13 protein-coding genes are annotated in these 14492 nt (G+C 67.3%); 8 read left to right on the forward strand and 5 right to left on the reverse strand.

Annotated elements, in window-relative coordinates:
• Window positions 1-23: 23 nt before the first annotated feature.
• On the forward strand, window positions 24-1379 hold the full coding sequence (locus AB7M35_RS16865; protein WP_453961523.1) for a TRAP transporter large permease: 1356 nt from the start codon (window positions 24-26) through the stop codon (window positions 1377-1379).
• On the opposite strand, the gene AB7M35_RS16870 is transcribed toward AB7M35_RS16865, so the two are convergent.
• On the reverse strand, window positions 1373-1720 hold the full coding sequence (locus AB7M35_RS16870; RefSeq protein ID WP_453961524.1) for a DUF6665 family protein: 348 nt from the start codon (window positions 1718-1720) through the stop codon (window positions 1373-1375). The genes AB7M35_RS16865 and AB7M35_RS16870 overlap by 7 nt on opposite strands.
• Window positions 1721-1907: 187 nt before the next feature.
• On the opposite strand from AB7M35_RS16870, the gene AB7M35_RS16875 reads away from it, so the two are divergent.
• From AB7M35_RS16875 to AB7M35_RS16890, 4 genes are all read left to right on the forward strand, one after another.
• A complete protein-coding gene (locus tag AB7M35_RS16875; protein WP_453961525.1) occupies window positions 1908-3158 on the forward strand; it encodes a lytic murein transglycosylase in 1251 nt (416 codons plus the stop codon).
• Window positions 3159-3160: 2 nt separating this feature from the next.
• Window positions 3161-3568 (forward strand): (R)-mandelonitrile lyase, encoded by a 408-nt coding sequence (locus AB7M35_RS16880; protein WP_453961526.1) that lies wholly within the window; start codon window positions 3161-3163, stop codon window positions 3566-3568.
• Between the two features lie 118 nt (window positions 3569-3686).
• Window positions 3687-4961, forward strand: coding sequence for an MFS transporter (locus tag AB7M35_RS16885; RefSeq protein ID WP_453961527.1), 1275 nt, complete (start codon window positions 3687-3689; stop codon window positions 4959-4961).
• 128 nt (window positions 4962-5089) lie between these two features.
• Complete coding sequence (locus AB7M35_RS16890; protein WP_453961528.1) at window positions 5090-6001, forward strand: LysR family transcriptional regulator; 912 nt, start codon at window positions 5090-5092, stop codon at window positions 5999-6001.
• 21 nt (window positions 6002-6022) lie between these two features.
• Here the strand turns inward: AB7M35_RS16890 and AB7M35_RS16895 are convergent, their stop codons facing one another.
• A complete protein-coding gene (locus AB7M35_RS16895) occupies window positions 6023-7096 on the reverse strand; it encodes a Glu/Leu/Phe/Val family dehydrogenase (RefSeq protein ID WP_453961529.1) in 1074 nt (357 codons plus the stop codon).
• 244 nt (window positions 7097-7340) lie between these two features.
• Between AB7M35_RS16895 and AB7M35_RS16900 the strand changes: the two genes are divergently transcribed.
• From AB7M35_RS16900 to AB7M35_RS16910, 3 genes are all read left to right on the forward strand, one after another.
• Window positions 7341-8000: a DUF1007 family protein gene (locus AB7M35_RS16900; RefSeq protein ID WP_453961530.1), complete on the forward strand. Its 660-nt coding sequence runs from the start codon at window positions 7341-7343 to the stop codon at window positions 7998-8000.
• Window positions 7997-9073, forward strand: a complete 1077-nt coding sequence (locus tag AB7M35_RS16905; protein ID WP_453961531.1) for a nickel/cobalt transporter — start codon at window positions 7997-7999, stop codon at window positions 9071-9073. The genes AB7M35_RS16900 and AB7M35_RS16905 overlap by 4 nt, the downstream gene beginning before the upstream one ends.
• Window positions 9074-9156: 83 nt before the next feature.
• A complete protein-coding gene (locus AB7M35_RS16910) occupies window positions 9157-9846 on the forward strand; it encodes an extensin-like domain-containing protein (RefSeq protein WP_453961532.1) in 690 nt (229 codons plus the stop codon).
• Window positions 9847-9894: 48 nt separating this feature from the next.
• On the opposite strand, the gene thpR is transcribed toward AB7M35_RS16910, so the two are convergent.
• The 3 genes from thpR to acnA all read right to left on the reverse strand — a co-directional run bounded on the left by thpR (window position 9895) and on the right by acnA (window position 14402).
• Entirely contained in the window at window positions 9895-10440 is a 546-nt protein-coding gene (gene thpR / locus AB7M35_RS16915; RefSeq protein WP_453961533.1) for an RNA 2',3'-cyclic phosphodiesterase, read from the reverse strand.
• 283 nt (window positions 10441-10723) lie between these two features.
• Window positions 10724-11533: a Bax inhibitor-1/YccA family protein gene (locus tag AB7M35_RS16920; protein ID WP_453961534.1), complete on the reverse strand. Its 810-nt coding sequence runs from the start codon at window positions 11531-11533 to the stop codon at window positions 10724-10726.
• 169 nt (window positions 11534-11702) lie between these two features.
• Window positions 11703-14402: an aconitate hydratase AcnA gene (acnA, locus tag AB7M35_RS16925; protein ID WP_453961535.1), complete on the reverse strand. Its 2700-nt coding sequence runs from the start codon at window positions 14400-14402 to the stop codon at window positions 11703-11705.
• Between the last annotated feature and the right edge of the window lie 90 nt (window positions 14403-14492).

Below are 14492 nucleotides of genomic sequence, written 5' to 3' on the forward strand. Positions count from 1 at the left end.
CCGCCCGAGGCACGAGAGGCGCCATGGAATCCTACGAAATCATCGTTGTCTGCCTGCTGGGGTCGTTCATCGTCCTGCTCATGACGGGGTTTCCGATCGCGTGGATCCTGGCGGGCCTCGCGCTCACCTTCACTCTGATCGGCATTGCCGGCCCCGAATATTTCGACATCGACACCTACTTCCTCGACTCCTGGTCCGACTTCGCGATCGTCGTGAACCGAACCTGGAACCTGATGGAAAACTGGGTGCTCACGGCGCTGCCCATGTTCATCTTCATGGGGCTGATGCTGGAGCGGTCGGGGCTCGCGGAATCCCTGATGAAGAACTTCGTGCAGGTGTTTGGCCGGTTCCGCGGCGGTCTCGCCATCGCGGCGATCCTGATCGGCATCCTGTTCGCCGCTTCCACCGGTATCGTGGGCGCATCGGTGGTGCTGCTCACCGTGCTGGCCATGCCGATCATGCTGGAGCAGGGCTATTCCAAGAGCCTGGCGGCCGGTGTGCTGGCCTCGTCCGGCACGCTGGGAATCCTCATTCCGCCCTCGATTATGCTGGTGATCATGGCCGACCAGCTGTCGCTGTCGGTGGGCGATCTGTTCCTCGGCGCGGTGATGCCGGGGCTGATCCTCGGCATCCTCTACATCGTCTACGTGCTGATCGTCGCCGCGGTGAACCCGAAGGCGGCGCCGGCGCCGACCCATCTGGAGCCGCTCACCTTCTCCGTCATCATCCGCACGCTCGTCTCGGTGCTGCCGCCGCTGATCCTGATCTTCGCGGTCCTGGGGACGATCTTCTTCGGCGTCGCCACTCCGACGGAGGCGGCCGGCATCGGTGCCTTCGGGGCGATCGTCCTGGCGCTGGTCAACGGGCGGCTGACGATGAAGGTGCTGCGCGAGGTGAGCACCGAGACGACCTACACCACCGCGTTCATCTTCGGCATATTCCTGGGGGCCACCGCCTTCGCCCTGGTCATGCGCTCGCTCGGCGGCGACCAGTTCATCGAGCACATCCTGTCGTCGCTGCCGTTCGGCGCCAACGGCATCGTCATCTTCGTGCTCGTGCTGGCGTTCCTGATGGGCTTCTTCCTGGACTGGCTGGAGATCACGCTGATCTTCCTGCCGCTGATGGCGCCGGTCATCATCGGCCTTGGCTTCGATCCGGTCTGGTTCACGGTGATGTTCGCCGTCGCGTTGCAGACGTCGTTCCTGACACCGCCGGTCGGCTTCTCGCTGTTCTACCTGAAGGGCGCGGCGCCGCCGGAGGTGACGACGATCGACGTCTACAAGGGCGTGATCCCGTTCGTGATCCTGCAGCTCGTTGCGCTGGGGCTGGTGTTCGCGTTCCCGCAGATCGTGCTGTGGCTGCCGGCCCAGGCCTACTGACCGGTCGGCTTCGGCCGCACGCCCATCCGCAGCCGGACCTCCGCCGGCACGCCGTACTCGTCCATGAAGGACTTGGTGCGCCGCAGGCCCATCAGTTCGCGCTGGACCACGATGTGCCAGAGCGCCTCGCCGGCCGCGGCGACGATCGGATCGCGTTCGGAGGGGACCGCATCCGGGGTCCGCTCGTCGAACGCCGCCAGCGCCGCGAGGCGCTTTTCCAAGACCTGCAGAAGGCGGCCATGGGTGCCCGCCATCTCGCCCCGGATCTCGTGGTCGAGCGCCTCCTCGAATGCCGTCATCTGCGGCTTGGGGGCGAACGCCTTGGGCGGACGGACGGACATTGGCGGGCTTTCGGCTGACGGACTTTGGATCTCGTGCCCAAAGTGTGGGACCGCCCGGCGCCGCGCAAGGGTGCCGCATCGCCGCGCACGTGGCGAGGGGGGGTGCCGTTGATGGATTTCTCATTCTTCGACCCTATGCTTCTGCGCGGACGTCATGGAATGCGGCGCACCGACAGGGGAATTTCAAATGCGGACCTATCTGCCGGCCTTTCTCGGCCTCGTCGGCGCACTGACGCTGACCGCGGAACCCGTCCAGGCGAGCTTCGCCTCGTGCGTGTCGGGCCTGAAACAGGCCGCCGTGCGCGCCGGCATCAGCCCGCAGCTGGCCGCGCGCGCCCTCGACGGGGCGAAGCCGGACGAAAAGGTCGTGCGCTTTTCCGGGTCTCAGCCGGAATTCCAGACGCCGATCTGGGACTACATGGCCTTCCTCGTCGACGAGCAGCGGGTGCGCGACGGCCAGGAGATGCTGCGCAAGTACGACCGCGTCCTGCGCCAGGTCGAGAAGACCTACGGCGTCGACCGTCACGTCGTGGTCGCGGTGTGGGGCGTGGAAACCGACTACGGCCAGACGGTGGGCGAGTTCTTCCTGCCCCATGCGCTAGCCAATCTCTCCTGCCAGGGGGGGCGGCGCGCCGACTTCTGGCGCGGCGAGATGATCGCCGCCCTGTCGCTGGTGCAGAGCGGCGACCTGGAGCTGGACGAACTGGTGGGCTCGTGGGCGGGCGCCTTCGGCCAGACGCAGTTCATTCCGTCGACCTACAAGCGTCTGGCGGTCGATTTCGATGGTGATGGGAGGCGCGACCTCGTCCGCTCGGTGCCCGACGCGCTGGGATCGACGGCGAACTTCCTGCGCAGTGCCGGCTGGCAGCCGGGCGAACCGTGGATGATCGAGGTGAAGGTCCCGGCCAGCTACTCCGGTCCTTCGGGACGCACGCGCACGGCATCGCTGTCCACCTGGGCGTCGCGCGGTGTGGTGCGCGCCGACGGATCGGCGATCTCCGGCGGCGGCTCGGCGGGGTTGCTGCTTCCGGCCGGCCCCACCGGGCCGGGGTTCCTGGTGTTCCGGAACTTCAACGCGATCTACTCCTACAATCTCGCCGAATCCTATGCGCTGGCCATCTCCCATCTGGCCGACCGCATCGCCGGCTATCCGGCGTTCCGGACGCCATGGCCGACCGACGATCCGGGACTGTCGCGCGCCGAACGCCTGCAGCTTCAGAAACTTCTGAACGCCAAGGGTTTCAACGCCGGCACGCCGGACGGTAAGGTCGGGCCCTCGACGCAGGCGGCGATCGCCCGGGCCGAGGCGCATTACGGGATGGAACAGACCGGGCGGGCCGGACGCAAGATCTACCAGGCGCTCGGAGGCCAGGGAAAGACCGGCTCCGGCTTCAGGATGCCCGCGTTCCTCCGGCCGCTCACAGGACAAAAGGATTGACGATGAAGATCAAACGCGCGGGCTCGGAACCGTCCAAGGTGCCGTCGGCCGATTATTTCACCGGCACCGTCTGGCAGGATCCGATCGCCAACGTTCCCGAGCCGGGGCGTGTCCGGGCGTTGCTCGTCACGTTTGCGCCGGGTGCGCGCACCAACTGGCATACGCATCCTTACGGGCAGACCCTGTTCGTTGCCTCCGGCGTGGGCCGCTGCCAGTCCGATGGAGGACCGGTGCGGGTCATCCGGCCGGGCGATTCCATCTTCTTCGAGCCCGGAGAGCGGCACTGGCATGGTGCCGCTCCGGACGCCGGCATGAGCCACATCGCCATCCAGGAGGCAAAGGACGGCGAGACGGCGTACTGGGAAGAGCCGGTCTCTGACGCCGACTATGGCGCCGCGCCGCAGGACTGACCTCAGCCTGGCCCGCGCGTGGTGATCCCTGCGCGGGCGGGGAGGATGCCTTTCGGGTATCCATCGGGCGTCGGCCGGGCGCCACGTCCGGATCTGAAGTGTGACGGGGGCTGAAGATATGGCGACGGCGACGGTGACGCCGCGTGAGCGCAACCGCGCGCTGGCGCTGGGCAGCCTCGGGGGCGGCCTCGAATTCTACGACTTCGTCATCTACGCGGTGTTCGCGGATACGATCGGCCTGGTGTTCTTTCCCGGTGGCGATGCCCGGGCGCGGCTGCTGGCGGCCTTCGCGGTGTTTGCCGCCGGCTATCTCGTTCGGCCGATCGGGGGCATCCTGTTTTCCCACTACGGGGATCGCTATGGCCGCAAGGCGATGTTGCGGCTGTCGATCTTCGGCATGGCGGGCGCCACCATCCTGATGGCGCTGCTGCCCGGCCACGCGGCGTGGGGCGTGACCGCCACGGCGATCTTCGTGGGTCTGCGGCTGGTCCAGGGGCTCTGCCTCGGGGGAGAGATTCCCGGCGCGATGACGCTGATCACCGAGACGATGCCGCATCGGCGGGGCCTCGCGTGCGGGATCCTGTTCCTGATGATCAATGTCGGGTTGGTGCTGGCCCAGGCGGTCCAATGGACCGTCCTGCAGACCATGTCGCCCGGCGAGGTCACCTCGGTCGGCTGGCGTATCGCCTTCCTCGTCGGCGGCGGCATCGCCCTTGCCGGCTTCTTCCTGCGGCAACTGCTCGTGGAAAGCCCTGCCTTCGCGGCGCTGGACAAGCAAATCCACGCGCTGCCGATCGCCACCCTCGTCAGGGACCATCCGCGCGCGATCCTGAGCGGGCTCCTGGTCACGAGCCTCGGCGCGGCGACCGTGTCGCTCCTCTATCTGTTCATGAACAGCTATCTGACCCAGTTCCTCAAATACGGAACGACCACGGCCGCGAGCGCCGGGCTGGTCGGCATCGTGCTGTTCTCGCTCCCGATGCCGCTGGCGGGCCATGTCGCCGACCGCTTTGGCCTGAAATGGCCGAGCGTCGTTGCCGCACTGCTGCTCGCCGCGGCCGCCATCCCGATCTACCAGTGGATTGCGTCCGGCGAGACCGGCGCACTGCCCGCGCTGGCGGTGATCTCCGTCATCGCCGCGTTCGCCTGGGGCATGGGGCCGGCGGTGCTCACGGCGATCTTCCCCACCGACGTGCGCTATACGGGGATCGCGTTCGTCTACAATCTCGGCTTTGCCGTCATCGGCGGGCTGACCCCGGTGACCGCGACCTACCTCATCGGATCGACCGGCAGCGTGATGCCGCCCGCCTATCTCCTGGCAGCCTTTTCCGTGCTCGGTGCGATCGGTGCGCTGACAGCCCGCATTCTGGCGGTGCCTGTCGGCCGGCGCTGAGGCGCGTTGCGGCTCCAGTCGCATACGCCCGTGGTCCGGTCCATCTGGTCGTCTGGAGATTCAGCTTGCACTGCGCTTCTCGTTTCACTTTCGTGAACGATGGATCAGGCGAGCACAGGAGAAACGGGTTGGATACGCTGTCTCGGATGTCTGCCTACGTGTCGGTGGTCGATGCGGGGGGCTTCTCGGCCGCCGGCCGCAAGGAGGGGCGCTCCAAGGCGATCCTCTCAAAGTACGTGGCGGAGCTTGAGGACCGGCTGGGGGCGCGGCTGCTCAACCGGACGACGCGCACGTTGTCGCTGACGGAGGCCGGGCAGGCCTACTACCGCGAGGCGGTGGAGATCCTGCAGCGCATCGCCGAGCTGGAGGCCTCGGTCCAGGACACGCACCTGGAGGTGCGCGGCGTGTTGCGGGTGGCGGGGCCGCGCACGCTGGGCGAGGGACCGATCATGTCCGCGATCATGGCCTTCGTGCGTGATTCCTCGCAGATCAAGCTGGACCTTCATCTGGAGGACCGGTTCGTCGACCTGGTCGAGGAGGGGTTCGACGTCGCGGTGCGGGTGTCCGAACTTGCCGATTCCAGCCTGATCGCGCGCCGGCTGGCCCCGTTGCGCATGGTGGTCGCGGCGAGCCCGGGCCGGATCGCCGCGAGCGGGCGCCCGGCTCATCCAGGCGAACTGTCGGACCTTCCGTGCGTCATCGACAGCAACGCCCGCTGGCGGGCGAACTGGGGTTTCGTGGTCGACGGCGCGCGCCAGACCGTGCCGGTGAAGGGCAGGGTGGAGGCCAACAGCCCGATGGCGGTGAAGATGGCCGCGCTGGAAGGGATCGGCTACGCGATGCTGCCCTATGCGGTGGCCCGCGAAGACATTCTGAGCGGAGCGCTGGAAATCGTGCTGGACGATTTCGCGTGCGACGGGGCGGCGATCTATGCCGTCTATCCGCACCGCCGGCATCTTTCCGCCAAGGTCCGGGCGTTCGTCGATCACCTCGCGACCTGGTTCGCGGAACCCGCGAACCTCGAGGCAATCGGCGGGTAGCAGCTGTCCCGACGGCGCGCGTCAGGCGGCCTTGCGCGCCGACGCCCGGTCGAGGCGCGTCCGCGCCATGTCGTCGGCGATCTCCCCGGTCGGCCGCTTCTCGCGGTCTGCGCGGGCAAAGATCGCGCTGAGCGTCTTTCCGATCGCAGCGACGTGGTCGAGCACGATGTCGTCGGACCCACCCGGCCGGGCCAGCGCGATCGAGATCACCCCGCCGGCATTGATGGCGTAATCCGGCGCATAGAGGATGCCGCGCTCGACGAGACGGCGGCCGTCCTCCTCAGTTGCCAGCTGGTTGTTCGCGGCACCGGCGACGATCGGCGCGCCAAGGGCGGGGATCGTCGTCTCGTTCAGCCCGGCGCCGAGCGCACACGGGGCGAAGACGTCGGCCTCGATCCGATAGGCCTCGTCCGGATCGACTGCGCGCGCGCTGAACGCTTCCTGCGCCTTTCGGACGGTGTCCGCGTTGAGATCGGCGACGACAAGCTCGGCGCCGTCGCCGGACAGGCGTCTCGCGAGATCCCATCCGACGTGGCCGAGGCCCTGGATGACCACGCGTCGCCCGGCCAGATCACTCGAACCTGTGCGATGGGCCAGGGCCGCCCTGATGCCGTGATAAATGCCCAGCGCCGTATACGGGGACGGGTCGCCTAGGCCGGTCGCGGCGGTGCCGCGCGCATGGGCCGTCTCCCGGGCGGCCTGCTCGATGTCGTCGGTCGAGATGCCGACATCCTCCGCCGTGATGTAGCGGCCGCCGAGCGCCTCGACGTAACGGCCGAACGCCCGCATGAGCGCCGGTGTCTTGCCGCTTCGGGAGTCCCCGATGATGACGGCCTTGCCTCCGCCGAGGTCCAGGCCGGCGAGCGCGTTCTTGTAGGTCATCCCGCGCGACAGGCGCAGGGCATCGGTCAACGCCTCGGCTGGACTGGCGTAGTCCCACATCCGGCAGCCGCCCAGCGCCGGGCCGAGCCGCGTGTCGTGGATCGCGATGATGGCCTTCAGCCCGCTCGCCGCGTCCCGGCAGAACACCACCTGTTCGTGATCGTCGAAGGCCGGGTCGTCGAATACCGCGCCGGTTGTCTCGTGCGCGCCCATACCGTTTACTCCCTGTTCTGGTGCGGGCTTCTCCAATGCGGATTATTTTGGTTCGGGAAGGCGGGATTTCATGATCGATTCCCCGTTCCCTCGGGCCAACTTCGAGAAAATGGTCCGCACTTTGCCTCTATTGAGGAAGACAATTCCCCCTTTCCATCCCCGCACCCCGGCGGGGTCTTTCTCCCGCCACGGTCCGCGCTAGAAAGAGGGCAGATTGCGAGACCCCGCCCGAGGACAACGCCGCATGCGTATGGCCGTTCCCCGTCTGATTGCAGGACTGCTGATGGTCGTCGCCTTCGCAGAGCGCGCCGACGCGCACCCGCATGTCTTCGTGGAGGCCAAGAGCGAGCTCGATTTCGACGACACGGGAAAGCTGACCGGCGTGCAGCACGCCTGGCGTTTCGATGGCCCGTTCTCGGCCTTTGCCGTGCAGGGTCTCGACGCCAACGGCGATGGCGAGCTGTCCCATGACGAGCTCCGTGAGCTCGCGCAGGTCAACGTCGACTCGCTCAAGGAGTACAGCAACTTTACCTGGCTCACCCGCGACGGGGTGCAATTGCCGTTCGGAGAGGCCAAGGACTACTGGCTGGACTATAGCGGCGGCCGGCTGACCCTGTTCTTCGTGCTGCCGCTGATGGAGCCGGTCGCTGTCGCCGGCACGAGCGTCACCGTCGATGTCTACGACCCGGAATATTTCGTAGCCTTCGAGATGGTGAAGGACGAACCGTTCGGGCTGGTAAACGCACCTGCGGGCTGCACGATGGCCGTCCAGCTTGCCGGCGAACTCGATCCGCTCACGGCGGCGCAGCTCGCGACCATTCCGGCCGACCAGCGTCAGGTGCCCGACACCTTCCAGCAGGCGATCGACGACCTCGCCAACACGGCGCTGGTGACATGCCCGTGAGCGTTGGTGGACGTCGCGCGGCCGAAGCCACGCTGGTCGCAGGCCTCGTGCTGGTGGCTTTGCTGGGCCCCGCCATGGCGGCCGGCGGCCCCTTTGGCGTCGGCGCGCCTGAGCCGACCGCTGCTCCGATGTCCGGTCCGCTCGGCCCGGTCTTTGCCTGGATCGCCGCGTGGCAGACGAGCTTCTACCGGCTGCTGACGGACTCGATCGCCGAAATGAAGGCGAGCGGCGCGGCGCCGTGGCTGCTCATCGCGCTCTCCTTCGGCTACGGCGTCTTTCATGCTGTCGGGCCGGGCCACGGCAAGGCGGTGATCTCCTCCTACATGATGGCCAACGAGGCAACGGCGAAACGCGCGCTCGGACTGTCGTTCGCAGCCTCCGCCGTGCAGGCGACCACCGCCGTCGTGCTGGTCCTGGTGGGGGCGCTGGTGCTCAACGTGTCGAGCATCGCCCTGTCGCGATCGGTCGAGACCATCGAAGTCGTCGCCTACGCCCTCGTCACCCTGCTCGGCGCCGTCCTGGTCTGGCGCAAGGTCATCGGGCCGCTCGTCGGTCGCCGTCGCAGGGCAGGCCCTGCCGCGGTATCAGGGCCGCTGTCGGCGGCGGTGGCGGCCGAGATGCCGGCTGACGTGCCGCACCGGGGACACGATCATTCTCATTCTCATTCGCACCACCACCACCACGGCGATGCGGAAGCCTGCGGCTGCGGCCATGTGCACGCGCTCGATCCGGCCACGGTCGCGCAGGCCGGCACGGTGCGCGAGATGGTCGCGGCCGTGCTCTCCATCGGGCTGCGCCCCTGTACCGGTGCGGTGATCGTGCTGGTCTTCGCGCTTGCCCAGGAGCTTCCCATGGCCGGCATCGTATCGGCCTATGCGATGGGGCTCGGCACCGCGGTGACGGTATCGGTGCTGGCGCTGGCCGCGGTCGGCGCCAAGGGGCTCGCCATCCGGCTTTCCGGGCCGGACTCGCGGCTTGCCGCGCGCGTGCACGCCGGGATCGAGGGGGTGGCGGCGGTCATGGTGCTGGCGCTCGGCGCGCTGCTTCTTGGGGCCACCCTTTCCGCGGCCTGATCCGGTGCGGCCGCGACCGCGTTAGGGCCGGGTTAACCAGCCCTCTTAGGCGGATGTTTGCCCGCGCGCGGTCTCCTGCGGGCATGAGCACATGTATCCCGATCAACTGGAAGACCTGCGCCCGGGCCGTTGTCGTGCTCGCGGCCGTCGCCGCGATCGCCGCCGGCTGCTCGCGCGGACCCCAATACGGTGAGAAGCGGGAGGCGTGGCGGTCCATCGCCGAGCGCAACTGCATCAAGGCCGGCCGGGTCACCCCGTCGGCCTATGTGGAAGAGCGCCCGCGCATCCGCGTCGGTGCCTGCGGGGCCGACCATCCGTTCAAGGTGTCGGCCGCCGAGGACGGAACGGTGGGCCTGTCGCCGTCGGCGACCCTTGCCTGTCCGATGATCCCGGCCGTCGACAACTGGCTCGCGAAGTCCGTCCAGCCGATGGCCAACGCGCTGTTCGGCTCGCCCGTCACCGAGGTGCGCGTGGCGGCGTCCTACGGATGCCGCACGCGCAACAGCAAGCGCGGCGCCCGGCTGTCGGAGCACTCCTTCGCGAATGCCCTCGACATCTCCTCGTTCCAACTCGCCGACGGGCGGACCATCACGGTGAAGGACGGCTGGAAGAGCGACAGCTCCGACGCGATCTTCCTGCGCACGGTGCACGGCGACGCCTGCAAGGAGTTCACGACGGTGATCGGGCCGGACGGCGACCGCCACCACACCGATCATCTCCATCTGGACCTGGCCCGGCACAACAAGGACGGCAGCTACCACTACTGTGAGTAGCCAGGCCTGTGCGAGGTCCGGCCGGTCGCCGGGGCTGCCGGCCTGTGGTCAGGCGGCGGCCTGGAGCAGCGGGTAGCCTTCCTCGACCAGGTAGGGGCCACCGCCCATCGAGGCGCGCGACGAGAACAGCACGAAGCGCGATGCGGTGAACGTCGGGACCTGGAAGTCGCCCCTCAGCGACAGCCAGGTGGCGACCTCGCGTGCCGAGGAGCCTTTCACCCGCGCGATGGTGACGTGCGGGGTGAACTTGCGCCCTTCGGGCGGCAGGCCGATGCGCTGCAGCAGCCGCTCCTGTTCCGCCTGAAGCTCCAGCAGGGCCGGGTTCGGCTCGACGCGCGCCCAGATCGAATGCGGCTTGCGGGAGCCGAAGGCGCCGAGGCCGGAGAGGCGGATGTTGACCTCGGTGCGCCGGACGTTGTCGAGCATCGCCGCGACCTCGTCGGCCGTGCGGTCGTCGATGTCGCCGATGAAGCGGAGGGTGATGTGGTAGTTCGCGGCGTCGATCCAGCGCGCGGATCGTAGACCCCCGCGCAGCTGCGAAAGCCTCATGCGGACGTCCGGCGGGATTTCAAGCCCCGTGAACAAGCGTGGCATGGGTGAAAATCTCCCCCGCTTGTGGTCGCGGCGCCGACTGATTCGACGCCTGCACCAAGTGTTGAGGACAGTGCGTCCGAGCGCAAGACGTGCGGGCGTTCCCGCACAGCAGCGTGCGGAAGATGCGGGACCTATGCATCACGGGCGACGAAGGCGTCCACCGATCTGTGGTGACGGTGGTGGGTGCCTGCACGCGCTGGTCGCGGGGGCAGGTCGCGCACAAAAAAGGCGCGGCCGTTGGGCCGCGCCTTTCGCATGAAGTGTCAGGTCGGAAATTGCGGGATCAGTTCCGGTTTCCGAACAGCTGCAGCAGCATCATGAACAGGTTGATGAAGTCGAGGTACAGGCGCAGCGCGCCCATGATCGCCTTCTTGCCGGAGACGGAGCTGTCGTCGCCCGCGTAGTACATCTCCTTGATCTGCTGCGTGTCGTAGGCGGTGAGGCCCGCGAACACGAGCACGCCGATCACCGAGATGGCGAACTGCATGGCGCTCGAGGCGATGAAGATGTTCACCACCGAGGCGATGATGATGCCGATCAGGCCCATGAACAGGAAGGAGCCCCAACCGGAGAGGTCCTTCTTGGTCGTATAGCCATAGAGGCTGAGGGCGCCGAACGACGCGGCGGTGATGAAGAACACCCGCGCGACCGACTGGCCGGTGAAGACCAGGAAGATCGAGGAGAGCGACAGGCCCATCAGGGCGGCAAACACCCAGAACGCCAGCTGCGCCGACGCAACGCTCATGTGCTGGACGCGGAAGCTCAGGAAGAACACCATCCCGAGCGGCGCGAGCATAACCAGCCATTTCAGCGGTGAGGCGTAAAGCGCGACGCCGAAGCTCGTCAGGTACATGCCCTGGCCGATCTGTGCGACCTGGCCCCCGGTCATCTGAGCAGCGGACCCGGCATCGCCGGTGATCGCGAGGTAAGCGGTTCCCAGTGCCACGAGACCAGTCACGAGCAGGCCTACAGCCATCAGGTTGTAGACTTTGAGCATGTAGGCCCGAAGGCCCTGGTCAATGACGCCGGCCTCGGCGCGGCCGGCGGCGTAGCCCTGAGACCGCGCGTAAGCATTCCGGTCGAAGGTCGACATCCAATTCCTCTCCACGTCTTCGAATACGAGGGGAGGGCAGCGGCCCGTCATCGGAACACTCCCCCCCTCCATGGCGAATATGGTTGGCGGGCATTCCGACGACAAGACGCAAAACGTCACGCCAGAAGGTTATTCGGGGCCGATTGGGCCCCGAATGACGCGGTCGTGATCAGGCGGCCCGCGCGAGGTTGCGCAGGACGTAGTGCAGGATGCCGCCGTTGACGAAGTAGTCGAGCTCGTCGGCCGTATCGATCCGGCACAGCAGCGGCACCTCGATGGTCTCGCCGCTGGACTTGGTGATGTGGGCCGTCAGCACCGCGCGCGGCTTCAGACCGCCGGCCAGGCCGGTGATCGAAACGGTCTCGTCGCCTGTCAGCCCCAGGCTCTTCCAGCCGTCGCCCTCCTTGTTGAAGACCAGCGGGAGGACGCCCATGCCGACCAGGTTCGAGCGGTGGATGCGCTCGAAGGATTCGGCGATGACGGCGCGCACGCCCAGGAGGCGCGTGCCCTTTGCCGCCCAGTCGCGCGACGAGCCGGTGCCGTATTCCTTGCCGGCGAGCACGACCAGCGGCACATCCTCCTCGGCGTAGCGCATCGCGGCGTCGTAGATCGCCAGCTGGTCGCCCGACGGATGGTGGATCGTCACGCCGCCTTCGACGCCCGGCACCATCTGGTTCTTGATGCGGATGTTGGCGAAGGTGCCGCGCATCATGACTTCGTGGTTGCCGCGGCGCGAGCCGTAGGAGTTGAAGTCGATGGTCTCGACGCCGTGCTCCGACAGGTAGCGACCGGCGGGCGAGTCCTTCTTGATCGAACCGGCCGGCGAGATGTGGTCGGTGGTGATGGAATCGCCGAACAGGCCCAGCACGCGGGCGTTCTCGATGTCCTTGACCGCATCCGGGGTCATCGACATGCCCTCGAAGTAGGGCGGGTTCTGAACGTAGGTGGACTTGCCGTTCCAGGCGTAGGTGAGCGATCCGCCCTCCACCTTGATCGACTGCCAGTGCTCGTCGCCCTTGAAGACGTCGCCGTAGCGATCGGCGAACATCTCGGCGTTGATGTCGGTGCGGACGATGTCGGCGATCTCCTTGGAGGACGGCCAGATGTCCTTCAGGTAGACCGGGTTGCCGTTCTTGTCGGTGCCGAGCGCGTCCTTGGTGATGTCGACGAGCAGCGAGCCGGCGATGGCATAGGCCACCACAAGCGGCGGGGAGGCGAGGTAGTTCGCCCGCACGTCCGGGTTCACGCGGCCTTCGAAGTTGCGGTTGCCCGACAGCACCGAGCAGGCCACCAGGTCGCCGTCGGCGACGGCCTTGGAGATTTCCTCCGGCAGCGGACCGGAGTTGCCGATGCAGGTCGTGCAGCCGTAGCCGACGAGGTTGAAGCCGAGCTTGTCGAGGTCGTCCTGCAGGTTCGCCTTGGCGAGGTAGTCGGTGACGATCTTCGACCCCGGGGCGAGGGAGGTCTTCACCCACGGCTTCACCGTCAGGCCCTTGGCGACCGCGTTGCGGGCGACCAGGCCGGCGGCGACCATCACGCTCGGGTTCGAGGTGTTGGTGCACGAGGTGATGGCGGCGATGACAACGTCGCCGTGGCCGAGATCATGGTCGCGGCCCGGAACCGGCACGCGCTTGCCGATCTCCTCGGCCTTGTTCCATTCGGTACCCATGGCGGTGCCGAAGGCGGACTTGGCGTCGGTCAGCGTGACGCGGTCCTGCGGACGCTTCGGTCCGGCGATCGACGGCACGACGTCGCCGAGGTCGAGGCCGAGCGTGTCGGTGAACACCGGATCCGGGGTGTCGTTGGTGCGGAACATGCCCTGGGCCTTGGCGTAGGCCTCGACGAGCTCGACGCGGCCCGGATCGCGACCGGTGGAGCGCAGGTAGTTCAGGGTCTCGTCGTCGATCGGGAAGAAGCCGCAGGTCGCGCCGTATTCCGGCGCCATGTTGGCGATGGTGGCGCGGTCCTCGAGGCTCATGGAGGAGAGGCCCGGGCCGTAGAACTCCACGAACTTGCCGACGACGCCCTTCTTGCGAAGCATCTGGGTGACCGTGAGCACCAGGTCGGTGGCGGTCACGCCCTCGTTGAGGGTGCCGGTCAGCTTGAAGCCGATGACTTCGGGGATGAGCATGGAGATCGGCTGGCCGAGCATGGCGGCCTCGGCCTCGATGCCGCCCACGCCCCAGCCGAGAACGGCGAGGCCGTTGATCATCGTGGTGTGCGAATCGGTACCGACAAGCGAGTCCGGATAGGCGATCTCTTCGTCACCGTCCTTGCGCGACCAGACCGTCTGGCCGAGATATTCCAGGTTCACCTGGTGGCAGATGCCGGTTCCGGGCGGGACCACGCGGAAATTGTCGAAGCCGCCCTGGCCCCACTTCAGGAACTCGTAGCGCTCGTTGTTGCGCTCGTATTCGCGGTCGACGTTGGTCTCGAAGGCCATCGCGTTGCCGAAGGCGTCGACCATGACGGAGTGGTCGATGACCAGATCGACCGGCACCAGCGGGTTGATCTTCGTCGGGTCGGTGCCGAGGGCCTTGGCGGCGTCGCGCATGGCGGCGAGGTCGACCACCGCGGGCACGCCGGTGAAGTCCTGCATCAGCACGCGGGTCGGGCGGAAGGCGATCTCGCGGGACGACCGCTTTTCCTTCAGCCAGCCGGGCATCGCCTTGATGTCGTCGGCGCTGACGGTCCGGCCGTCCTCATAGCGCAGCAGGTTCTCGAGAAGCACCTTCAGCGAGAAGGGCAGCTTCTCGACGTCGTCCAGCCCGCCCTTCGCGGCGTCCGGCAGGCTGTAATAGACGTAGCTGCGGTTGCCGACCTTGAGGTCTTTGCGGGATTTGAAGCTGTCGAGAGAGGAAGCGGTCACTGGACTTACCTTCGGTTTGCGGTTTGTCGGTCGCGGTCGCATCACATGACGCGCGCTGCCGTCGCGGAAAGAAAAAGCGCCGACCGATGG

The sequence above is a fragment of the Amorphus suaedae genome, from assembly GCF_053629675.1.